General features: G+C 75.0%; 17 protein-coding genes and 1 pseudogene. 9 read left to right on the top strand and 9 right to left on the bottom strand.

From position 1 onward, the window contains the following. Positions 1-153: 153 nt before the first annotated feature. Together GGQ55_RS18450 and GGQ55_RS18445 are read left to right on the top strand one after the other, a co-directional pair. A complete protein-coding gene (locus tag GGQ55_RS18450) occupies positions 154-360 on the top strand; it encodes a hypothetical protein (RefSeq protein WP_179719203.1) in 207 nt (68 codons plus the stop codon). A gap of 89 nt (positions 361-449) precedes the next feature. Then, entirely contained in the window at positions 450-1,778 is a 1,329-nt protein-coding gene (locus GGQ55_RS18445; protein WP_179719201.1) for a diacylglycerol/lipid kinase family protein, read from the top strand. A 44-nt stretch (positions 1,779-1,822) separates the two neighbouring features. On the opposite strand, the gene GGQ55_RS18440 is transcribed toward GGQ55_RS18445, so the two are convergent. The 3 genes and pseudogenes from GGQ55_RS18440 to GGQ55_RS18430 form a co-directional block, all read right to left on the bottom strand. After that, positions 1,823-3,037, bottom strand: coding sequence for a cytochrome P450 (locus GGQ55_RS18440; RefSeq protein ID WP_179719199.1), 1,215 nt, complete (start codon positions 3,035-3,037; stop codon positions 1,823-1,825). 10 nt (positions 3,038-3,047) lie between these two features. Then, positions 3,048-3,992 (bottom strand): annotated as a pseudogene (locus GGQ55_RS18435) (PDR/VanB family oxidoreductase); the annotation flags it as partial. Between the two features lie 66 nt (positions 3,993-4,058). Beyond that, positions 4,059-4,832, bottom strand: a complete 774-nt coding sequence (locus tag GGQ55_RS18430; RefSeq protein WP_179719195.1) for an IclR family transcriptional regulator — start codon at positions 4,830-4,832, stop codon at positions 4,059-4,061. Between the two features lie 122 nt (positions 4,833-4,954). Between GGQ55_RS18430 and GGQ55_RS18425 the strand changes: the two genes are divergently transcribed. After that, positions 4,955-5,113: a DUF6131 family protein gene (locus GGQ55_RS18425; RefSeq protein ID WP_179719193.1), complete on the top strand. Its 159-nt coding sequence runs from the start codon at positions 4,955-4,957 to the stop codon at positions 5,111-5,113. A gap of 55 nt (positions 5,114-5,168) precedes the next feature. Here GGQ55_RS18425 and GGQ55_RS18420 read toward each other — a convergent pair whose 3' ends face one another. The 4 genes from GGQ55_RS18420 to GGQ55_RS18405 form a co-directional block, all read right to left on the bottom strand. After that, entirely contained in the window at positions 5,169-5,393 is a 225-nt protein-coding gene (locus GGQ55_RS18420) for a hypothetical protein (RefSeq protein ID WP_179719191.1), read from the bottom strand. 61 nt (positions 5,394-5,454) lie between these two features. After that, positions 5,455-6,159, bottom strand: coding sequence for a response regulator (locus GGQ55_RS18415; protein ID WP_179719189.1), 705 nt, complete (start codon positions 6,157-6,159; stop codon positions 5,455-5,457). Beyond that, positions 6,156-7,388: a sensor histidine kinase gene (locus GGQ55_RS18410; RefSeq protein WP_179719187.1), complete on the bottom strand. Its 1,233-nt coding sequence runs from the start codon at positions 7,386-7,388 to the stop codon at positions 6,156-6,158. Before GGQ55_RS18410 ends, GGQ55_RS18415 begins: the two co-directional genes overlap by 4 nt. Positions 7,389-7,403: 15 nt before the next feature. Beyond that, positions 7,404-8,243: a hypothetical protein gene (locus GGQ55_RS18405; protein ID WP_179719185.1), complete on the bottom strand. Its 840-nt coding sequence runs from the start codon at positions 8,241-8,243 to the stop codon at positions 7,404-7,406. A gap of 198 nt (positions 8,244-8,441) precedes the next feature. On the opposite strand from GGQ55_RS18405, the gene GGQ55_RS18400 reads away from it, so the two are divergent. Then, positions 8,442-8,975, top strand: a complete 534-nt coding sequence (locus tag GGQ55_RS18400) for a hypothetical protein (protein ID WP_179719183.1) — start codon at positions 8,442-8,444, stop codon at positions 8,973-8,975. A gap of 6 nt (positions 8,976-8,981) precedes the next feature. Here the strand turns inward: GGQ55_RS18400 and GGQ55_RS18395 are convergent, their stop codons facing one another. Continuing rightward, positions 8,982-10,157, bottom strand: a complete 1,176-nt coding sequence (locus GGQ55_RS18395; protein WP_218860458.1) for an MFS transporter — start codon at positions 10,155-10,157, stop codon at positions 8,982-8,984. Positions 10,158-10,202: 45 nt separating this feature from the next. Further along, positions 10,203-11,057, bottom strand: coding sequence for an NAD(P)-dependent oxidoreductase (locus GGQ55_RS18390; RefSeq protein ID WP_179719181.1), 855 nt, complete (start codon positions 11,055-11,057; stop codon positions 10,203-10,205). 49 nt (positions 11,058-11,106) lie between these two features. Here GGQ55_RS18390 and GGQ55_RS18385 point away from each other — a divergent pair, with 49 nt between their 5' ends. The 5 genes from GGQ55_RS18385 to GGQ55_RS18365 all read left to right on the top strand — a co-directional run bounded on the left by GGQ55_RS18385 (position 11,107) and on the right by GGQ55_RS18365 (position 18,424). Beyond that, positions 11,107-13,845, top strand: a complete 2,739-nt coding sequence (locus GGQ55_RS18385; RefSeq protein WP_179719178.1) for an ATP-binding protein — start codon at positions 11,107-11,109, stop codon at positions 13,843-13,845. 76 nt (positions 13,846-13,921) lie between these two features. Next, on the top strand, positions 13,922-14,737 hold the full coding sequence (locus GGQ55_RS18380) for a PP2C family protein-serine/threonine phosphatase (RefSeq protein ID WP_179719176.1): 816 nt from the start codon (positions 13,922-13,924) through the stop codon (positions 14,735-14,737). Between the two features lie 158 nt (positions 14,738-14,895). Then, positions 14,896-15,876 carry a succinate dehydrogenase subunit SdhC gene (gene sdhC, locus GGQ55_RS18375; protein ID WP_246323836.1) on the top strand — a complete coding sequence of 327 codons (981 nt, stop codon included), beginning with the start codon at positions 14,896-14,898 and terminating at the stop codon, positions 15,874-15,876. After that, positions 15,876-17,672 (top strand): fumarate reductase/succinate dehydrogenase flavoprotein subunit, encoded by a 1,797-nt coding sequence (locus tag GGQ55_RS18370; RefSeq protein WP_179719174.1) that lies wholly within the window; start codon positions 15,876-15,878, stop codon positions 17,670-17,672. Before sdhC ends, GGQ55_RS18370 begins: the two co-directional genes overlap by 1 nt. Then, positions 17,669-18,424: a succinate dehydrogenase/fumarate reductase iron-sulfur subunit gene (locus GGQ55_RS18365; protein WP_179719172.1), complete on the top strand. Its 756-nt coding sequence runs from the start codon at positions 17,669-17,671 to the stop codon at positions 18,422-18,424. Before GGQ55_RS18370 ends, GGQ55_RS18365 begins: the two co-directional genes overlap by 4 nt. The last annotated feature ends 1 nt before the right edge of the window (position 18,425 follow it).

Genomic DNA, 18,425 nt, shown 5'->3' with positions numbered 1-18,425 from the left:
TCCGGAAGGCAGGTTCCACCGGACTGGACGACGACGGTAGGCCGGTTCGGCGCCGCGAGAAATACGCCCGAAGGCGAATGTCGCGCCGGTCGGGCAGTGGCGAGCGTGGACGGCGGGTCCGCTCGGGCCCGCCGTCCCGCCGAGGAGCCAGCGATGTCCACCACCGTCCACCCCTCCCCCGCCGCCTGGGCCGCCGCCCACCGCCTCCTGCTCGTGCTCGCCGTCGCCGTCCTGGCCGCGGTCACCGTCGCCGTCGTCCTCGTCGCCGTGCCCCGGAACTCGTCGGTGCCCTCCCCCGGCGGCCCGCTGACCACTGTCGACGACGGGTGCGCCGAGGTCGGCCCGGCCACTCCCTGCTGAGCCCCGACCGGTGACGACGGCCCCTTGACGGGGGCCGCCGTCCTCGGGAACGTCGGGCACCTCCCCGCGGGGGCCAGGAGGTGTGAGCCGTGCACCGAAGGACCACGGGCCGCCGTGCCGCCGCGGCGATCGCCCTCGCCGCAGCGGTGTGGACGCTCGGCGTCGCGCTCGTCGCCGCGTTCGACGACTTCCCCCGCGGCCTGGTGTTCCTCGGCGGCGGCCTGCTGGCCGTCGGCGCGACGTGGGAGACCGTGCTCCGCCGGGGCTGGGCGCGCTCCGGCGCGATCCTCCTCGCCCTGGCCGCACTGGCCGGCATGTTCTGGGCGCTGGCCGACGACGGGTTCCTGCGGCTGCTGCTGCTGTTCGCCCTCGGGGTGCTGGTGTGGCACGTCGGTGCCCGCATCGCCTTCGACACCCACGTGGCGCTGCCCCACGCCGTGCCCCCGCAGCGGCCGGTGCTGTTCGTCAACCCGCGGTCCGGCGACGGGAAGGCGGCCCGCGTCGGGTTGGTCGAGCAGGCGAAGGCCCGCGACATCGCGACGGTCGAACTGCACCCCGGCGACGACCTCGAGGAGCTGGTCCGCGACGCGGTCGCCGGTGGTGCCGACGGGCTCGCGATGGCGGGCGGCGACGGCTCGCAGGCGATCGTCGCGGCCGTCGCCGCCGAGCACGGCCTGCCCTACGCCTGCATCCCGTCGGGGACCCGCAACCACTTCGCGCTCGACCTCGGGGTCGACCGGGAGGACGTCGTCGGCGCGCTCGACGCCTTCGTCGACGGCGGCGAACGAGTCGTCGACCTGGGCGAGGTCAACGGCCGGGTGTTCGTGAACAACGTGTCGCTCGGCATCTACGCCGAGGCCGTGCAGCAGGCCGGCTACCGGCAGCGGAAGATCCGCACCCTGCTGGCCACGGTCCCGATGGTGGTCAGCCCGTCCAGCGACTGCCCGCCGCTGCGGTGGACCACACCGGGTGGGCGGGTCAAGAAGGGCGCCGCGGTCGTGCTGGTCTCCAACGGCCAGTACCGGCTCGGCGGAGCGGCGGGGGCCGGCAGCCGCCCGTCGCTGACCGACGGCCTGCTCGGGGTCACCGTGCTCGACCCCCGCAGCTCCGCCTCGGAAGGGCCCGGGGGGCCGCTGCCCTGGCGGCAGTTCACCGAGCCGGAGTTCACCGTCGACTCCGATGGGCCGGTGCCCGCGGGCATCGACGGCGAGGCCGTCGTCCTGGAGCCCCCGGTGCACTTCCGCAGCCGGCCGGCGGCGCTGCGGGTGCGCATCTACCGGCACCACCACGGCGCGTCGCCGTCGGCGATCGAGCCGGTGGGTGCGGTGGCCGCGCTGCGGTCCCTGGCGGTCATCGCCGCCGGCCGCGATCCGCGCGCCGCAGCGGCCCGGCCGCGCCCGACGGTCCCGACCGGCTGAGCGGAGGCCGGGAGCGCAGGAAACCTGCGCTCCCAGCCTCCGGATCAGGCGAGGTGCATGCGCAGCGGCAGGCTGTCGAAGGCGCGCAGGGTGTTGTTGTGGTGCCGCCGCGTCGCGCCGGCCACCTCGAAGGACTCCACCCTCCGGGCCAGCGCGTGCAGCACCGCCTCGGCCTCCAGCCGCGCGACGTGCTGACCCACGCACTGGTGGATCCCCATGCCGAACCCGACGTGCCCCGACGGGTCGCGCGTGAGGTCGAACCGGTCGGGGTCCTCCCAGCGTCGCGGGTCGCGGTTGGCCGCCGCGAGGAACATGAGGACCTTCTTGCCGTCGGGCACGGTGGTCCCGCCGAGCTGCACGTCGCGGTTCGCCGTCCGGAAGAACGTCTGCACCGGCGACTCCCAGCGCACCGCCTCGTCGAACGCGACGCGGGCCAGGGCCGGGTTGGCCCGGAGCCGCTGCCACTCCTCGGGGTGCGTGGCCAGGCCGTACAGGACGGCGGAGATGCCGTGCACCGTGGTGTCGACACCGGCGGTCAGCAGCGAGCGCACGACCAGCGGCGCCTGCTGCGGGGTGATCTCGCCGCGGTCGGAGGCCGCCCAGATCGCCGCGCCGAAGCCGTCGTCGGTCAGCGCCTCGCGGGCGCAGCGGGAGCCCACCCAGCCCGCGAGCTCCGCCACCCGCGGCTCGCCCTTGGCGACCAGGTCGTTGGCCGGGCCGAAGGCGTTGAACGCGTGGTCGCCGTAGGGCAGGAGGTTCTCGCGGCCGTCCGGCAGCAGCCCGACGGCGTCCGGGAACACCCGCAGCGGGAACACCGAGGACAGCGACTCGACGGCGTCGAACTCCGGCCCGTTCGAGAGCACCTCGTCGACCAGCACCTCGGCGTCGGCGAACCAGTCCTCGCGCAGCTTCCGCAGCGCGCGCGGGCCCAGGATCTTCGACAGCACGCGGCGCGGGGCGTCGTGCCTCGGCGGGTCGGCCTCCAGCAGCAGGCTCGGCGGCCGCCACGGCTTCTCGTACCGGAAGTTGGACAGCCCGACACCGTCCGCCGAAGGGAACTCCTGCCAGTCGGTCAGCGCCGCGTGCACCTCCTGGTAGCGGGCGACCGCGTAGATGTCGTACCGACGCAGGTACACGACCGGCCCCGCCTCGCGGAGCTCCTCGTGCATCGGCATCGGGTCCTCGAGCACCTCGTGGCTGAACGGGTCGACGTCGCTGGTCGGCGCCTCGATCGCGGGCGCCTCGGGGGTGACGGTCACGGGGGGCTCCTTACAGGTCCAGGACGAGGCGGTCGGTCAGCGCCCGGGAGACGCAGATGTACATGCAGTCGCCGGCGGCGCGCTCGGCGTCGTCGAGCAGCGAGTCGCGGTGGTCGGGGCGGCCGGCGAGGACGCCGGTCTCGCAGGTGCCGCAGATGCCCTGCCGGCAGGAGGAGAGGACCTCGACGCCGGCGCTGCCCACGGCCTCCAGCACCGAGACGTCCGGCGTCACGGTCACCGTCGCGCCCGTGCGGGCGAGCTCGACCTCGAACGGCGCGGTCCGGGCGGGCGCGCCTTGCTCCTCGGCGACGAACCGTTCGGTGCGCAGCGTGTACGGCGGCAGGTCGGCGCAGGCGGTCTCCAGCGCGGTGAGCAGCCGCGTGGGCCCGCAGCAGTAGACCCGGGTGCCCTCGGCGGGCGTGCCCAGGAAGCCGGCCAGGTCCAGCGGGCCGAGCTCGTCCTTGGCGTGGACGACGACCCGGTCGCCGTAGGGCGCCAGCTCGTCGAGGAACGCCATCGACCGTCGGCTGCGGCCGAGGTAGAGCAGCTGCCAGTCCGCGCCGAGCAGGTCGGCCTGCTGGACCATCGGCAGCAGCGGCGTGATGCCGATGCCGCCGGCGACGAACACGTAGCGCTCGGCCGGCACCATCGGGAAGTTGTTGCGCGGACCGCCGACGCCGACCAGGTGCCCGGGCTGCAGCTGCTCGTGCACGTGCGACGAGCCGCCCCGGCCCCCGGTCTCCAGCAGCACGCCGACCCGGTAGGAGTGCGCGTCCCAGCGGTCGCCGCACAGCGAGTACTGGCGGGTCAGCCCGTTGGGCAGCACGAGGTCGATGTGCGAGCCCGGCGTCCAGTCCGGCAGCCGGCCGCCGTCGGGCCGGGCGAGGGTCAGCGTGGCGACGCCCTCGGCGACGAGCTCCTTGCCGGTGACGGCGAGGGTGACGGTCGTCGTCCGCGGCGGTGCGGCGGCAGTCATGACGACGAGGGTGCGGTGCGGGTCACACTCCGGGACAGAGCAGTCTCATCCAATGAGAGACCACGGTGGCGGCGGGGCTCCCAGGGCTCGGTGCACGCCGCGGGCGGCGGCGAGCAGCACCGGGATGCGGGTGTGCGCCTGGCCGTCGTTCGGCACGATCGCCGACAGCGCCGCGACCACGTCGCCCCCGGCGTCGCGGACCGGGACGGCGATCCCCGTCGCCTCCTCGTGCACGGCCCCGTCCAGCTGCACCGACCCCCGGTGGCGGACGTCGGCCAGCAGCGCGCGCAACCGGTCCGGCGAGGTGATCGTGGCGTCGGTGTAGCGCACCAGCGGCCGGGCCAGGACCCGCTCCTGCAGCGCGCGGTCGGCGTGCGCCAGCAGCACCACGCCGGACGAGGAGACGTGCAGCGGCAGCCGCCCGGCGATCCGCGTGTAGTTGACGACGGCGCCGGGTGAGGACAGCCGCTCCAGGAACAGCACCTGCTCGCCGTCGAGGACCGCGAGCTGCACGTGGTGGCCGACGATCGCGTGCAGGTCCTCGAGGTAGGGCATCGCCGCCTCGCGCAGGCTCAGCGCCGGCGAGGCGCGGAAGGCCAGCTCCCAGAGCCGCACGCCGATCCGCACCCGGCCGTCCGGCTGCCGGGCGAGCAGGCCGTGCCCGGTCAGCTCGGCGACCAGCCGGGACGCGGTCGCGACGTGCAACGAGGCCCGCCGGGCGATCTCGCTCACCGGCAGCGACGGCTCCTCCGGCGTGAACACCTCGAGGATCCGCACCGCGCGGGTGAGCACCGATTCCCCGCTGCTGCCCCGCGCCACGCGCCGCAGTGTGGCACGGGGCGGACCGCCCGATCGGGTGAGATCGGACTACCTGTGAACCCCAGTGGGCATCAACGGCGATATCAGCGCTGCGCACCCCGTATGCGCACAGAGGAGGAAACGTGATCATCCTGGGACTGATCCTGCTGCTGCTGGGCCTGTTCCTGCACATCGGGATCCTGACGACGATCGGCATCATCGTGGCGGTCATCGGCCTGGTCCTGCTGCTGGTGGGTACGACCGGCCGGGCGACGGTCGGCGGACGCAAGCACTGGTACTGATCGGCGATCGCGTGACCGAGGCCCCCGGCTCGACGAGCTGGGGGCCTCGTTGCGTCTAGCGGTCGGCCGCGGAGCGGTGGGCGCGCAGCCGGACGGCCAGCAGGTACAGGCCGAGGACGACGAGCGTCGCCGTCGTCAGCAGGAACGCGATGAAGCTGAGGCCGCTGACGTACATCCACGGGCCGGACGTGTCGTTGCGCCCGGGGCCGCCGAGGGCGAAGAACACCGCGGCGAGGACGACAAGGCCGAGCATCAGGCGGAACGGGTGGCGCTGGATCATCGGGCACCTCTCGGGAGGGTCGGGCGGACTCCCCCACCGTGCTGCCGGCCGCGTCCCGCGGTCATGGGGCGCCGCGACCCGGGTCCGCGGGACGCCGGGCGCTCTCCCGCCAGGCCGGCCGGCCCGGGTCGGTGCCCAGCCCGGCGGCGCGAGCGAGCTCCGCGGCTGCGTGCCGGTCGGCCGCGGGCAGCTTGACCAGGATGTTGGAGACGTGGTTGCGCACCGTCTTCGCCGACAGGAACAGCGCGGTGGCGATCTGGCCGTTGCTGCGCCCACGGGCGAGTAGCTCGAGCACCTCCACCTCGCGGCTGGTCAGCATGGGGAAGGCCGGCTCGGCCGGGGTCGGGTCTGCGGCCACCTGGCGCCGCACCCGTGGGGCCAGCGTGCGGCCGAAGACGGCGTCGCCGTTCACCACGCCGGTCAGCGCCCGCACGATGTCCGGACCGCCGGCCTCCTTGAGCAGGTAGCCGGAGGCGCCGGCCTGCAGCGCAGCCCGCAGCGAGGCGTCGTCGTCGTGCATGGTCAGCACAAGGACGGCGGTGCCCGGCGCCTCGCGCGCGATCCACGCGGTGGCCTCGACACCGTCCAGCTCGGGCATGTGCAGGTCCATGACGACGGCGTCGGGCCGCAGTTCGCGGACGGCGTCGACCGCCGCCCGCCCGGTCGTCGCCGTCCCCACGATCTCGACGTCCCCGCTCTCCGCGAGCATCGCCTGCAGCCCGCGCAGGAACGCCGGGTGGTCGTCGGCCAGCAGCACGCGGATCACGAGACCGCCACCGCGGCACGCAGCGGCAGCCGCGCCGCCACCCGCGTGCCGCCGTCCGGCCCCGGGCCGACGGCGAGCGAGCCGCCGATCTCCTCCGCTCGCTCCCGCATCGACCCCAGGCCCACCCCGCCGCCGGGATCGGCGGGCAGCCCGCGGCCGTCGTCGCGCACCTCCAACAGGAGGTCGCCGTCCTCGGGGGTCAGCGTCACGGTGACCCGCCCGGCGGCGGCGTGACGGACGGCGTTGGTGACCGCCTCCTGGCCGATCAGGTAGGCGACCACCTCGACCGCGGCGGGCAGCCCCGGAGGCACGGCGCCCGCCACCTCGACCCGCAGGGCCGGCGCGCGGGTGGTGAGCAGGTCCGCGTGCTGCTGCAGCGCGCCGAGCAGGCCGCGGTCGTCGAGCACCGGCGGGCGGAGCCCCTCGATGATCTTGCGGATCTCGCCGACGCACTCGCGCACCTCGTCCTGCACCTGGACGATGAGCGCGTCGGCGCCGGCCGGGTCTCGCGCTGCGCGGCTGCGCGCGGCGTCGAGGCCGAGACCGACCCCCGCCAGGGCGGGGCCGAGGACGTCGTGCAGGTCGCGCCGCAGCCGCCGGCGCTCCTCCTCGCGGGCGCGGACGACCCGCTCGCGGGCACGGGCGAGGCTGGCCTGAAGCCGGACCGTCTCGGCCGCCGCGGCCAGCTGCGGGGCGACGCCGGCGAGCACCTGCAGGTCCGGCCGGCTCAGCGGCTCCCCGCGCCGGCCGGCCCGCAGCGTGCCCAGCCGGCGTCCCTGCGAGACCAGCGGGATCTCGCTGACCCGGCTGGTCGGGATGCCGACCCGGCAGTCCGCCGGCCCCGCGTCGAGCACCACCTCGGCGTAGGAGAGGCGCAGCGCCGCGGCGAGCGTCTCGACGAGCGCGTCGACCGGCCCGCTCGGGTCCGCCGCCGACTCGGCCCGCCGGCCGACCCGCAGGACGGCCCGCTCGGGCGCCCGCCGGTCGCCGTAGAGCAGCCAGTCCACCCCGCGCTGGGCGGTGTCCCGGGCCAGGAGGAGCACGGCCGCCATCGCCCCGCCGACCAGCACGGCGAAGGCGCCGTGGACGGGCACCTGAGGGCCGAGGACCACCACCGACACGGCGTACACCGCGACCCCGACGCCGGTGAGGGCGACGAAGAGCAGCGCCCGTCCAGCGATGCGTTCCGAGAGGCCGCTCGAGCGGGCTCCGTCCTGCGTGGTCACCACGGGCGGGAGTGTCGCTCAGCCGGCGGTCTCGTGGTCGATCGCGCCCTCGCCGACGTGGTCGAGGTCGAAGACGACGTAGGTGGTGCCGACGGCCGCGGGCTCGATCCCGACAACGACCCGGCCGTGCGGCGCAACCGCGGTGCCGCCGAGCCGGATCAGCGACGGCGGGACGCCCTGGCCCTGCTGTGCCTCGGCGACCACGTCGTCGTAGGTCTTCCCGCTCCTGATCGAGGCGACGTCGACGGTGCGCGGCGCGTCGCCGTCGTTGACCAGCGCGAGCGCCGTGGTCCCGGCCGGGACGGCGGACAGGTCGAGCGCGGCGGCGTCCGGCCCGAGGGTGACGGTGGCCGTGGCGTCCGGCGCCTCCCCGTGCACCACGGACCCGCCGGCGGTGAACGGCGCCAGGAACCCGTCGGCGACCTCGGGCACGCCCTGCGCGTCGGGCACGAAGGACAGCAGCACGTAGTCGCCGGCGGCCAGCGAGCCCGACCAGCTGCCGGTGTGCCCGGGGTCAAGCTCGTCGACCCCACCCACCAGCGACAGCCACGGCGGCGGGGCGGAGGCCTCGGGCGAGGCGAGGAACGAGGTGAGATCGGCGGCGGTGTGCCCGTCGCCGAGCAGCCCGATCGCGGCCATGTGCAGCGTCGTCCCGGTGTTGTCGAACGTGAGGGTCAGACCGCCGGGGTGGACCGAGTCGGGGACGCCGGTGAACGACGTGTCGTCGACGCCGACGTGGACCTCCGGCTGCGACGTCGACCGGTGCGACGGGGACGAGGCACCGGACGCGGCACCACCGCAGGCGGTCAGGGCAGTGGCGGCGAGCAGGAACGGCAGGGCGGTGCGCAGCGATGGCACGGGAACTCCTCGGACGGGCGGGTGGGTCCGCTCGACCGTCCGGTGGAGCCCGTCCCGCCGTCATGGGGCGCGGCGTCCTGTCGGAGCGGGACGGGCCGTCCCCGCTCATCCGTTCCGGGTGAGCTCGCCGGTTCGGGCGTTCCCTACCTTCGGCCGCATGGGCGCCGAGTCCGGGCGCCGGCCGGGAGGTAGCCGCACATGAACGCCAACGCGCCGATCTCCGTGGTCGTGGCCGGCTACGGCGCTCGCCAGAGGGCGGTCGAGGACCTCGAGTCGGTCTGGGAGGCGCGGCACACCGGCCCCTTCCACCACACCGCGGTCGCGCTCATGCGCCGCACCGTCGTCGACGAGATCGACGTCGAACGCAGCCACAGCACGGCTCAGCACCTGCTCTGGGGCGGGGCCTTGCTCGGCGGCGCGCTGTTCGTCCTGGTCCCGGCCGCCGGCGTCCGGATGTTCGCCGACGTCGGACTGGACGGCGCCGGGGCGCTGGTCTACCACTTCCGCCGGCACGCCGACCCGGACGGGCTGGCTGCCGGCGCGCGGCTGCTGAGCGAAGAGCCGCACGGCCTCGTCGTGGTCACCGTGAACCGGTTCGGCGAGGCCGTGGCCCCGCTGCTCCGGCGAGCGGAGCGCTGCACCTGGGTCGACCTCCCGTGGGGCGACCTGGAGGAGGAGCTCAGCCGGGACCTCGTGTCGCGCGGCGACGGCCTGCTGACCGCCGTCGGCTGAACCGGGTCAGTCCTCCTCGACCCGCAGCGGCCGCAGCGCCGGGGTGATGACGACGGCGATCGCGAGCAGCACGGCGACGACGAGCAGCGAGTCGAGGATTCCCCAGTGCTCGGCGAGGAAGCCGATGAGCGGCGGCCCGCCGAGGAACGCGCAGTAGCCGATCGAGGCCACCACGCTGACCCGCGCGGCGGACCGGCGGGGGTCGTCGGCGGCCGCGCTCATCCCGGTCGGGAAGCCCAGCGAGGTGCCCAGCCCCCACAGCAGCGCACCCACGAGGGCGAGCGGGATGTTGGGGGCGAAGACGTACAGCAGCAGCCCAGCGCCGGCCACCACGGCGCACACCCGCAGCACGGGCACCCGGCCGTGGCGGTCCAGCAGCGGCGGGCCGAACCACCGGGCGGTGGTCATGGCCGCGAGGAACACCGCGAAGCCGACCGCGCCGACGGTGGCCGAGGCGTCGTAGCCGTCGATGAGGGCCACGTTGATCCAGTCGTTGGCCGCCCCCTCGGCGAAGGCGAAGGCGAGCACGAACAGGCCGACCAGCAGCGTGCGGGGCTCGCGCCACGCGGTCAGCGCCCCGCCGCCGGACGTCGGCTCCTCGTGCGCGGCGCCGTCGGGCAGGAACCGCCGCACCGCCACGGGCACCGCGAGACCGACCAGCACCGCCACGACGGTCAGGTGGACCGCGACCGGCACCGACAGCGCCACCATGAGCGCCCCGACCAGGGCGCCGGCGACCGTGCCGCAGCTCCAGCCGGCGTGGAAGCGGCTCATGATCGACCGGCCGAGCTCCTGCTCGACCCGCGCGCCCTGCACGTTCATCCCGACGTCCCAGGCGCCGTTGGCCAGCCCGAACAGGAACAACCCGACCACCAGCGGCCACACGCCGGCCAGGTGCCCGAGCGCGGCGACCGCCAGCGCGATCCCGAACAGCACGGCCATCGCCTGGACGGTCCGCCGCGAGCCGAACCGGGTGACCGCCGGACCGGCCAGCGGGAGGGCGACCACCGACCCGGCGGCGATGGCGAGCAGGACCAGCCCGAGCTGCGCCGAGGAGAGGTCCAGCCGGTCGCGGACCTGCGGGATCCGCGCCGCCCAGTTGGCGAAGGCGAACCCCGAGCCGATGAAGGCGACGGCCGTGGCCTGCTTGGCCGCCCGCGCGCGGACCGCGGTTTCTGACAGCGCTGCGCTCAGCGTGGACTCCCTGGTCGTGGCTCGGCTGTGCGGTCAGCTTCCCAGGCCGGCGATCAGCGCCGCGAGGTCGACCCCCGAGGGGTCGGGCAGCCGCTGCGCGGCGGCGTCCATCGTCTCCAGCACCGCGGCGGTCAGCCGGTCCGACACCCCGGCTGCGGCCAGCGCCGTGGCGATCAGCCGGGCGTCCTTGGCCGCCACGTCCAGCGCGAAGCTCGGCGGGAACTCCTCGCGGAGCATGAGCCCGCTCTTCAGCTGCACGTACGGCGCGTCGAGCGGTCCGCCCTCGATCGCGGCCAGGAAGTCGCGCGGGTCGAGCCCCAGCGCCCGGGCGCCGGCGACGGCCTGGGCCACGCCCGCGGTGACCATGAAGACCCAGGAGTTGCAGACCAGCTTCAGCCGGCTGCCCGCACCGGCCGGGCCGAGCCACAGCGTCTTCGAGCCGATCGCGTCGCACACCGGCGCCACCCGCTCGCGCGCCTCCTCCGGCCCCGAGGCGAGCACGACCAGCGCGCCCTGCTCGGCCGGTTCCTTGGTGCCGAGCACGGGTGCGTCGACCAGCACGAGGTCGAGCTCGCGAGCGGTGTCGATCGTCCGCTGCACGCCGTCGACGCCGACCGTGGAGGCCTGCAGCCAGATCGTGCCGGCAGCGGGTGCCGCCCGGCGGATCACCTCGTCCACCGCGTCCAGGTCGAACACCATGGTCAGGACGACGTCGGCGCCGCTGACCGCCTCGCCGGGCGAGTCGAACGCCTCCGCCCCCGTGTCGGTCAGTGCGCGGGCCTTGGCCGGATCGCGGTTCCACATCCGCACCGGCAGGTCGGCGCGCCGCAGCGAGCGGACCATGCCGGCGCCCATCGTTCCCGTTCCGAGCACCGCGACGACCGTCATGGACCCGATCCTCGCCCTAGACTCCGCCGGTCGGCTCCCGGAGGCTTCCATGGACGTGACCGTCCGGCTCCTGGGCGGGTTCGCCGTCGCGGTCGACGGCCGTCCGGTGCCCGACGACGCCTGGCGTCGGCGGTCCGCGACCGCGCTGGTCAAGCTGCTCGCCCTCGCGCCCGGACACCGCGTGCTGCGCGAGCAGGTCACCGACGCGCTCTGGCCCGACCTGCTCCTCGACGACGCACTCCCCCGCCTGCACACCGCCGCGCACTACGCGCGCGCGGCGCTCGGCGGCCGGGACGCCGTCGTCCTCGACCAGGGTGCGGTCGCCCTCTTCCCCGGTGCGCGGCTCGGCGTCGACGTCGAGGAGTTCGAGCGGGCTGCCGACGCGGCGCGGGACGGCGGGCCGGAGCCGGCGTCCGCCGCCGCCGACCTCTACGCCGGTGACCTGCTGCCCGACGACCCGTACGAGCCGTGGGCCGAGCTGCCGCGCGAGCACCTGCGCCGGCGGTGGCTGGAGGTGCTGCGCACGGCCGGCCGTTTCGAGGAGCTGGTCGCGGCCGATCCGCTCGACGAGCAGGCGCAGCTGGCGCTGGCCCGCCAGCACCTCGCGCACGGCCGGTGGCAGGCCGCGGTGCGCAGCCTCGACCGGATGGCCGAGGTCTTCCGGGCCGAGCTCGGGGCCGAGCCCGGCCCGGCCGCCGCGGCGCTGCGCCGGGAGGCGGCCCGCGCCGCGGGGGGCCGGCGCACGAGGCTGCCGCCGGCGCGGAGCCGCCTGATCGGCCGGGACGACGACGTCGCCGCGGTGGAGTCGCTGCTGCGCACCTCGCGGGTGGTCACCGTGACCGGGCCCGGCGGCGCGGGCAAGTCGACGCTCGCGCTGGCCGTCGCGCGCCGCTACCAGCCCGACGGCGAGGCCGACGTGCTGCTGGCCGAGCTCGCCCCCGTGCGCGACCGCGCCGGGCTGGTCCGCGTCGTCGCCGAGGCGGCCGGGGTGCAGGGCGAGGGCGCGGTCGCCCCGGCCCGGCTCGCGGCGCTGCTCGGCACCCGCCCCGTGCTGCTGCTGCTCGACAACTGCGAGCACCTGCTCGACGCCACCGCCGAGCTGCTCGACGCCGTCCTCGACGCGGGGCCCCGGGTGCGGATCCTGCTCACCAGCCGCGAGCCGCTGCGGATCGACGGCGAGGTCGTGCACGCCCTCGGCCCGCTCGGCGCGGAGGCGGCCGAGCTCTTCGTGGAGCGGGCCACCGCCGCGGCCGGCCCCGGGGTCGCGGCGCGCGGCGATCCCCGGGTGGCCGAGCTGTGCCGGCGGCTGGACGGGCTGCCCCTGGCCATCGAGCTGGCCGCCGCCCAGCTGGTGCACCTCGACCTGGACGAGCTGGTCGCCCGGCTCGACGACCGGCTGACCCTCCTCGGCGGGGCCCGTCCGCGCGCCGGCGTCCGGCACTCCGCGCTCCGGGCCACCGTCGAGTGGAGCCACCAGCTGCTCGCGGCCGACAGCCGCGACCTCTTCGCCCGGCTCGGGGTGTTCCCGGCCGGGTTCGACCTGCCCGCCGTCCAGGCGGTCTCCGGCGACGCAGGCAGCGTTCCGCGGCTGCTCGGGGACCTGGTCGCCAAGAGCTTCGTCGTCCACGACCCGGTCCGGCGTCGGTACCGGCTGCTGGAGACCCTCCGGCTGTTCGCCGCGCAGCAGCTGGACGACGCCGGGCTGCGCGACGAGACCACCGAGCGGCTCCGCGCCTTCGCGGTGGCCCGGGCGCGGGAGCTGCCGCGGGCCCGGCGGTGGCTCTCCGCCGGCACCGCGGCGCGCAGCCGCGACGACCTGGACACGGTGCGGCTGGCCTTCTCGGCGAGCCTCGCCGCGGGCGATCCCACGGCCGCTGTGGACCTGGCGCTCGGCCTGGCGACGCTGTGGCGCAACGCCGTCGGCTACGCCGAGGGCCGGCGCTGGGTCGACGCGCTGCTCGCCGGCGATCTGACTCCCTGCGACCGGCTGTGGGCGCTCGTGGTCGACGCCGACGTGGCCCTGGGCGGCGGCGATCCGCGGCGCATGGCCGCCGCCGGGCAGGCGGCCGAGCTCGCTCCGGCCGCCGCGGACCCGGCGGGCGCCGCCGTCGCCGCGCACTACGACGCGATCTGCCGGCTCTCGCGGCCCGCGGAGGCGCTGGCCCGGCTCGACGTCGCCCGCGCCCGGGCGGTCGAGGCCGGGGAGCCGGGACTGGCGCGGCTCGCCGACGCCTACGGGCTGGTCGCCCACCTGCTGCTGGGCGACGGTGGGGTGGGCGGGTCCGCGCTGCTCGCCGACGGCGGCGCCGACTACGACAGCTACATCGCGATCTGGGCCACCTGGCTGGCGGCGCTCGTCGACCGGGACGGTCCGCGGCTGCAGGCCCTCATGGACCGGCAGCTGGCGCAGCTGCGGGCCAGCGGTCTCGACGAGAACTGGTTGACCACGTTCTCCTCGTCGCTGGTCCTGGTCGCGTCGGCCGAGCCCTACCTCCCGCGGCTGCGGCTCGCCCGGCAGCGCGCGGAGCAGGAGGGCCGCGCCGCCGAGGCCGACGTCGTCCTGGCCCTGGGCTACGCGGCGGCCTGCCGCGACGACTGGACCCGGGCCGCGGAGCTGATCGCCGCCGCCGGCGGCGCGCTGTTCTCGGACACCGCCGGGTTCGTGCACCACGTGCTGATCCGCGACCGGCTGGTGCGGCCACGGCTCGGCCGCGACGAGTTCGCGGCGGCGACCGCGCGCGGGGAGGCGCTGGCGCTGCCGACTGTGCTGGCCGAGCACGGGGTATGAGCCCCTCGATCCGGCGATTCGAGGGGGCGTTTCCAGGAGATCCACAGCGAACCGGAGGACAGTGAGGACCGTGTCGGTGACCGAACCGCTGGTGCTCCCGGGCGAGCTCACGCTCGTCCTGGAGTCGGCGGCCGATTCGATCGCCGGTCCGCGCCCCGACAACCAGGACGCCGGCCTGGCCGCGGCGCGCGTGATCGCGGTCGCCGACGGTGTGGGCGGCTCGTTCGGGGGCGCCACCGCCGCGGGCCTGGTGATCGACCGGCTCCGCGCCGCGGCCGACCTGGCCCGCCCCGACGCGCCGGACCTCGTCGGCTCGGTCCAGGCGGCCACCGGCGACCTCATGGTGGCCCTGACCCGTGACCCCGCGCTCGCCGGCATGGCGACCACGCTGACCGCGGCCGCGCTGACCTCCGGAGGCCGGCTCGTGCTGGCCCACGTCGGCGACTCCCGCGCCTATCTGCTCCGCCGCGGCGAGCTCATCCGGCTGTCGACCGACCACTCGCTGGTCCAGGCGCTGGTCGACTCCGGCGCGATCACCCCGGAGCAGGCCCGCGTGCACCCGATGCGCTCCGTCGTCCTGGCCGCCCTGCGCGGCCGGCCCGAGGACCTCGCCGGCCTCGCGGTGCGCGCGCTGCCCGTGCAGCCGGGCGACCGGCTGATGCTGTGCACCGACGGCCTGTCCGGCGCCGTGCCCGAGCTGGTGCTGCGGGAGCTGCTCGCCGCCGAGGCCTCCCCCGCCGACACCGTGCGCCGGCTGCTGCAGACCGCGCTCGCCCGCTCGACAGGGGACAACGCGACCGCGGTCGTGGCCGACGTCGGCGTCCTGGTCGGCGGGCCGGCCCTGCCGACGTCCGTGGTCGGGGCCGCGCGCACCCTGCGCCGTCGCGGCTGAACTGTTGCACCGGCCCCCTTTCCGAAACGGCGCGTCCGTGGTCGACTGCGCATCGTCGCCAATGGAGGCAACAGTTCGGGGGCAGCGATGTCACTGGAGCAGGAGCAGGGCCCGGAGGACGCCGTCGACGGCGCCCCATCCGCGGGGCGCGCGACGTCATGACGGCGACCGCGCCCCGCCCCACGAAGCAGCCCGGATCGGAGAACGGCCGCGGACGGCGCTGGCCGGTGGCCGCGGCCGTGTCGGCGGTGGCCGCCGTCGGCCTGCTGGCCCGGCGCCTCCGCAACGGCGGAACCACCGAGGCGCCGCCCGGGCCTCCCCCGCTGAAGGTGCCCCGCCGCGGCACTGTGCGCCGGCCCATCTGGTCGGCGGCGACCGCCCGGGCGACGATCGCGGCCCGGCACCTGCGCACCGACGCGTGGTGGGTCCAGCCGCTCATCACCGTCGTCGTGCTGCTGCTGTTCGTCGCCTACTCGACGTTCCGCGCCTTCCAGAACGCCTACTACTTCTCCGAGCCCTACATCTCGCCGTTCTACTCGCCGTGCATCACGACGCAGTGCGAGGGCGACACCTTCCCGAAGCTGTTCACCGGGCCGTCGTGGATCTCCCCGGCGATCTACATCCTCATCGTGCCGCTGGGCTTCCGGCTGACCTGCTACTACTACCGCAAGGCCTACTACCGGTCGTTCTGGCTCTCGCCCCCGGCGTGCGCGGTCGGTGAGCCGCACGGGAAGTACTCCGGCGAGACGCGGTTCCCGCTGGTCTTCCAGAACGTGCACCGGTACTTCTTCTACCTGGGGCTGGTCTTCAACGTCATCCTCACCTACGACGCCGTCGTCGCCTTCCGCGACGAGACCGGCGCGTGGGGCCACATGGGCCTGGGCACGCTGATCCTGCTGGTCAACGCCGCCTTGCTGTGGCTGTACTCGCTGTCCTGCCACTCCTGCCGGCACATCTTCGGCGGCCGGCTCAACCACTTCTCCCGGCACCCGGTGCGCTACCGGCTCTGGACGGCGGTGTCGAAGCTCAACGTCCGCCACATGCAGCTGGCGTGGATCTCGCTGGTCGGCGTGGCGCTCACCGATCTCTACATCTACCTGCTGGCCGCGGACGTGATCACCGACGTGAGGTTCTTCTGATGGAGCTCGAGGAGCACGCCTACGACGTCGTCGTCATCGGCGCGGGCGGGGCGGGACTGCGGGCGGCGATCGCCGCGCACGAGGCCGGCGCCCGGACGGCGGTGGTCTGCAAGTCGCTGCTGGGCAAGGCGCACACGGTCATGGCCGAGGGCGGCATCGCCGCGGCCATGGGCAACCTCTACCCCGAGGACAACTGGCGGGTGCACTTCCGCGACACCATGCGCGGCGGGAAGATGCTCAACCACTGGCGGATGGCGCAGCTGCACGCGCAGGAGGCGCCGGACCGGGTCCGCGAGCTCGAGGACTGGGGCGCGCTGTTCGACCGCACCGATGCCGGGCTGATCAGCCAGCGCGACTTCGGCGGCCACCGCTACGCCCGGCTGGCGCACGTCGGTGACCGCACCGGCCTGGAGCTGATCCGCACGCTCCAGCAGCGCACGGTCGCCCTCGGCATCGACGTCTTCATGGAGTGCACCGTCACCCGGCTGCTCACCGACGACGTCGGGATCGTCGGCGCGTTCGGCTACTGGCGGGAGTCCGGCCGGTTCGTCGCCTGGCAGGCGCCGTCCGTCGTCCTGGCCACGGGCGGGATCGGCAAGGCCTACAAGGTCACCTCGAACTCGTGGGAGTACACCGGCGACGGGCACTCCCTGGCCCTGCAGGCCGGGGCGTCGCTGGTCAACATGGAGTTCGTCCAGTTCCACCCGACCGGCATGGTGTGGCCGCCGTCGGTGCGCGGGCTGCTGGTCACCGAGAGCGTCCGCGGGGACGGCGGCATCCTCAAGAACTCGGCCGGCAACCGGTTCATGTTCGACTACATCCCCGACTTCTTCCGCAAGGAGACCGCGGAGACCGAGGAAGAGGCCGACCGCTGGTACACCGACAAGAAGAACAACCGGCGCCCGCCGGAGCTGCTGCCGCGTGACGAGGTCGCCCGCGCGATCAACAGCGAGGTCAAGGCCGGCCGCGGGACCGACCACGGCGGGGTGTGGCTGGACATCGCCTCGCGCCGGTCGCCGGAGTACATCCGCAAGCGCCTGCCGTCGATGTACCACCAGTTCAAGGAGCTGGCCGACGTCGACATCACCAAGGAAGCGATGGAGATCGGCCCGACCTGCCACTACGTGATGGGTGGCGTCGAGGTGGAGCCGGACAGCCAGGCGGCGAAGGTGACCGGTCTGTTCGCCGCGGGCGAGGTGGCCGGCGGCATGCACGGGTCGAACCGGCTGGGCGGCAACTCGCTGTCCGACCTGCTGGTGTTCGGCCGCCGGGCCGGCGTCGCGGCGGCCGAGAACGCCCGCAACCGGGCCGGCCGGGTGCGGCTGGCCGACGACGCGCTGACCTCGGCGGCCCGCGCGGCGCTCGCGCCGTTCGAGCGCGAGGGCGGGGAGAACCCCTACACCGTCCAGCACGACCTGCAGCAGACGATGCACGACCTGGTCGGGATCATCCGGACCGAGGCGGAGATGAAGGGCGCGCTCGAGCGGATCGCCGAGCTCAAGGAGCGGGTGGCGAACCTGTCGGTCGACGGGCACCGGCAGTACAACCCGGGCTGGCACCTGGCGCTGGACCTACCGCACATGCTGCTGGTCAGCGAGTGCATCGCGCGCGCCGCGCTCGAGCGGCAGGAGAGCCGCGGTGGGCACACCCGCGACGACTTCCCCACCGCCGACCCGGAGTGGGGGAAGACGAACCTGATCTGCAGCCGCGGCCCGGGGGGCGACGTCGGCGTGCGGCGGCAACCGCTGCCGCAGATGCCGTCGGACCTCGCCGAGATCTTCGAGGAGACCGCATGAGCTACGACGCGAAGTTCCGGGTCTGGCGCGGGGACGCCTCGGGCGGCGAGCTGCGCGACTTCACCGTTCAGGTCAACGAGGGCGAGGTCGTGCTCGACATCATCCACCGCCTGCAGGCCACCCAGGCCGGTGACCTCGCGGTCCGGTGGAACTGCAAGGCCGGCAAGTGCGGGTCGTGCAGCGCCGAGATCAACGGCCGGCCGCGGCTGATGTGCCTCACGCGGATGAGCACGTTCGCCGAGGACGAGGTCGTGACGGTGACCCCGATGCGCACCTTCCCGGTCATCCGCGACCTGGTCACCGACGTCTCCTACAACTACGCCAAGGCCGCGCAGATCCCGGCGTTCACCCCGCAGGCCCGCGACGACGACGGCAACCACCGGATGGCGCAGATCGACGTCGAGCGCTCGCAGGAGTTCCGCAAGTGCATCGAGTGCTTCCTCTGCCAGGACACCTGCCACGTCATCCGTGACCACGAGGAGAACAAGAAGGTCTTCGCCGGACCGCGGTTCCTCATCCGGCTGGCCGAGCTGGACATGCACCCGCTGGACACCGTCGACCGGCGCGAGGCGGCGCAGGACGTCTTCGGCCTCGGCTACTGCAACATCACCAAGTGCTGCACCGAGGTCTGCCCCGAGGGCATCCACCTGACCGACAACGGGATCATCCCGATGAAGGAGCGCGTGGTCGACCGCAAGTACGACCCGCTGACCTGGCTCGGCTCGAAGATCGGCCGCCGCCGCACCGACTGAC

Source organism: Petropleomorpha daqingensis (assembly GCF_013408985.1).
Lineage (GTDB): Bacteria > Actinomycetota > Actinomycetes > Mycobacteriales > Geodermatophilaceae > Petropleomorpha > Petropleomorpha daqingensis.
Note: the sequence above shows the minus strand (reverse complement) of the source record. Positions and strands in the feature narration are given on the sequence as shown.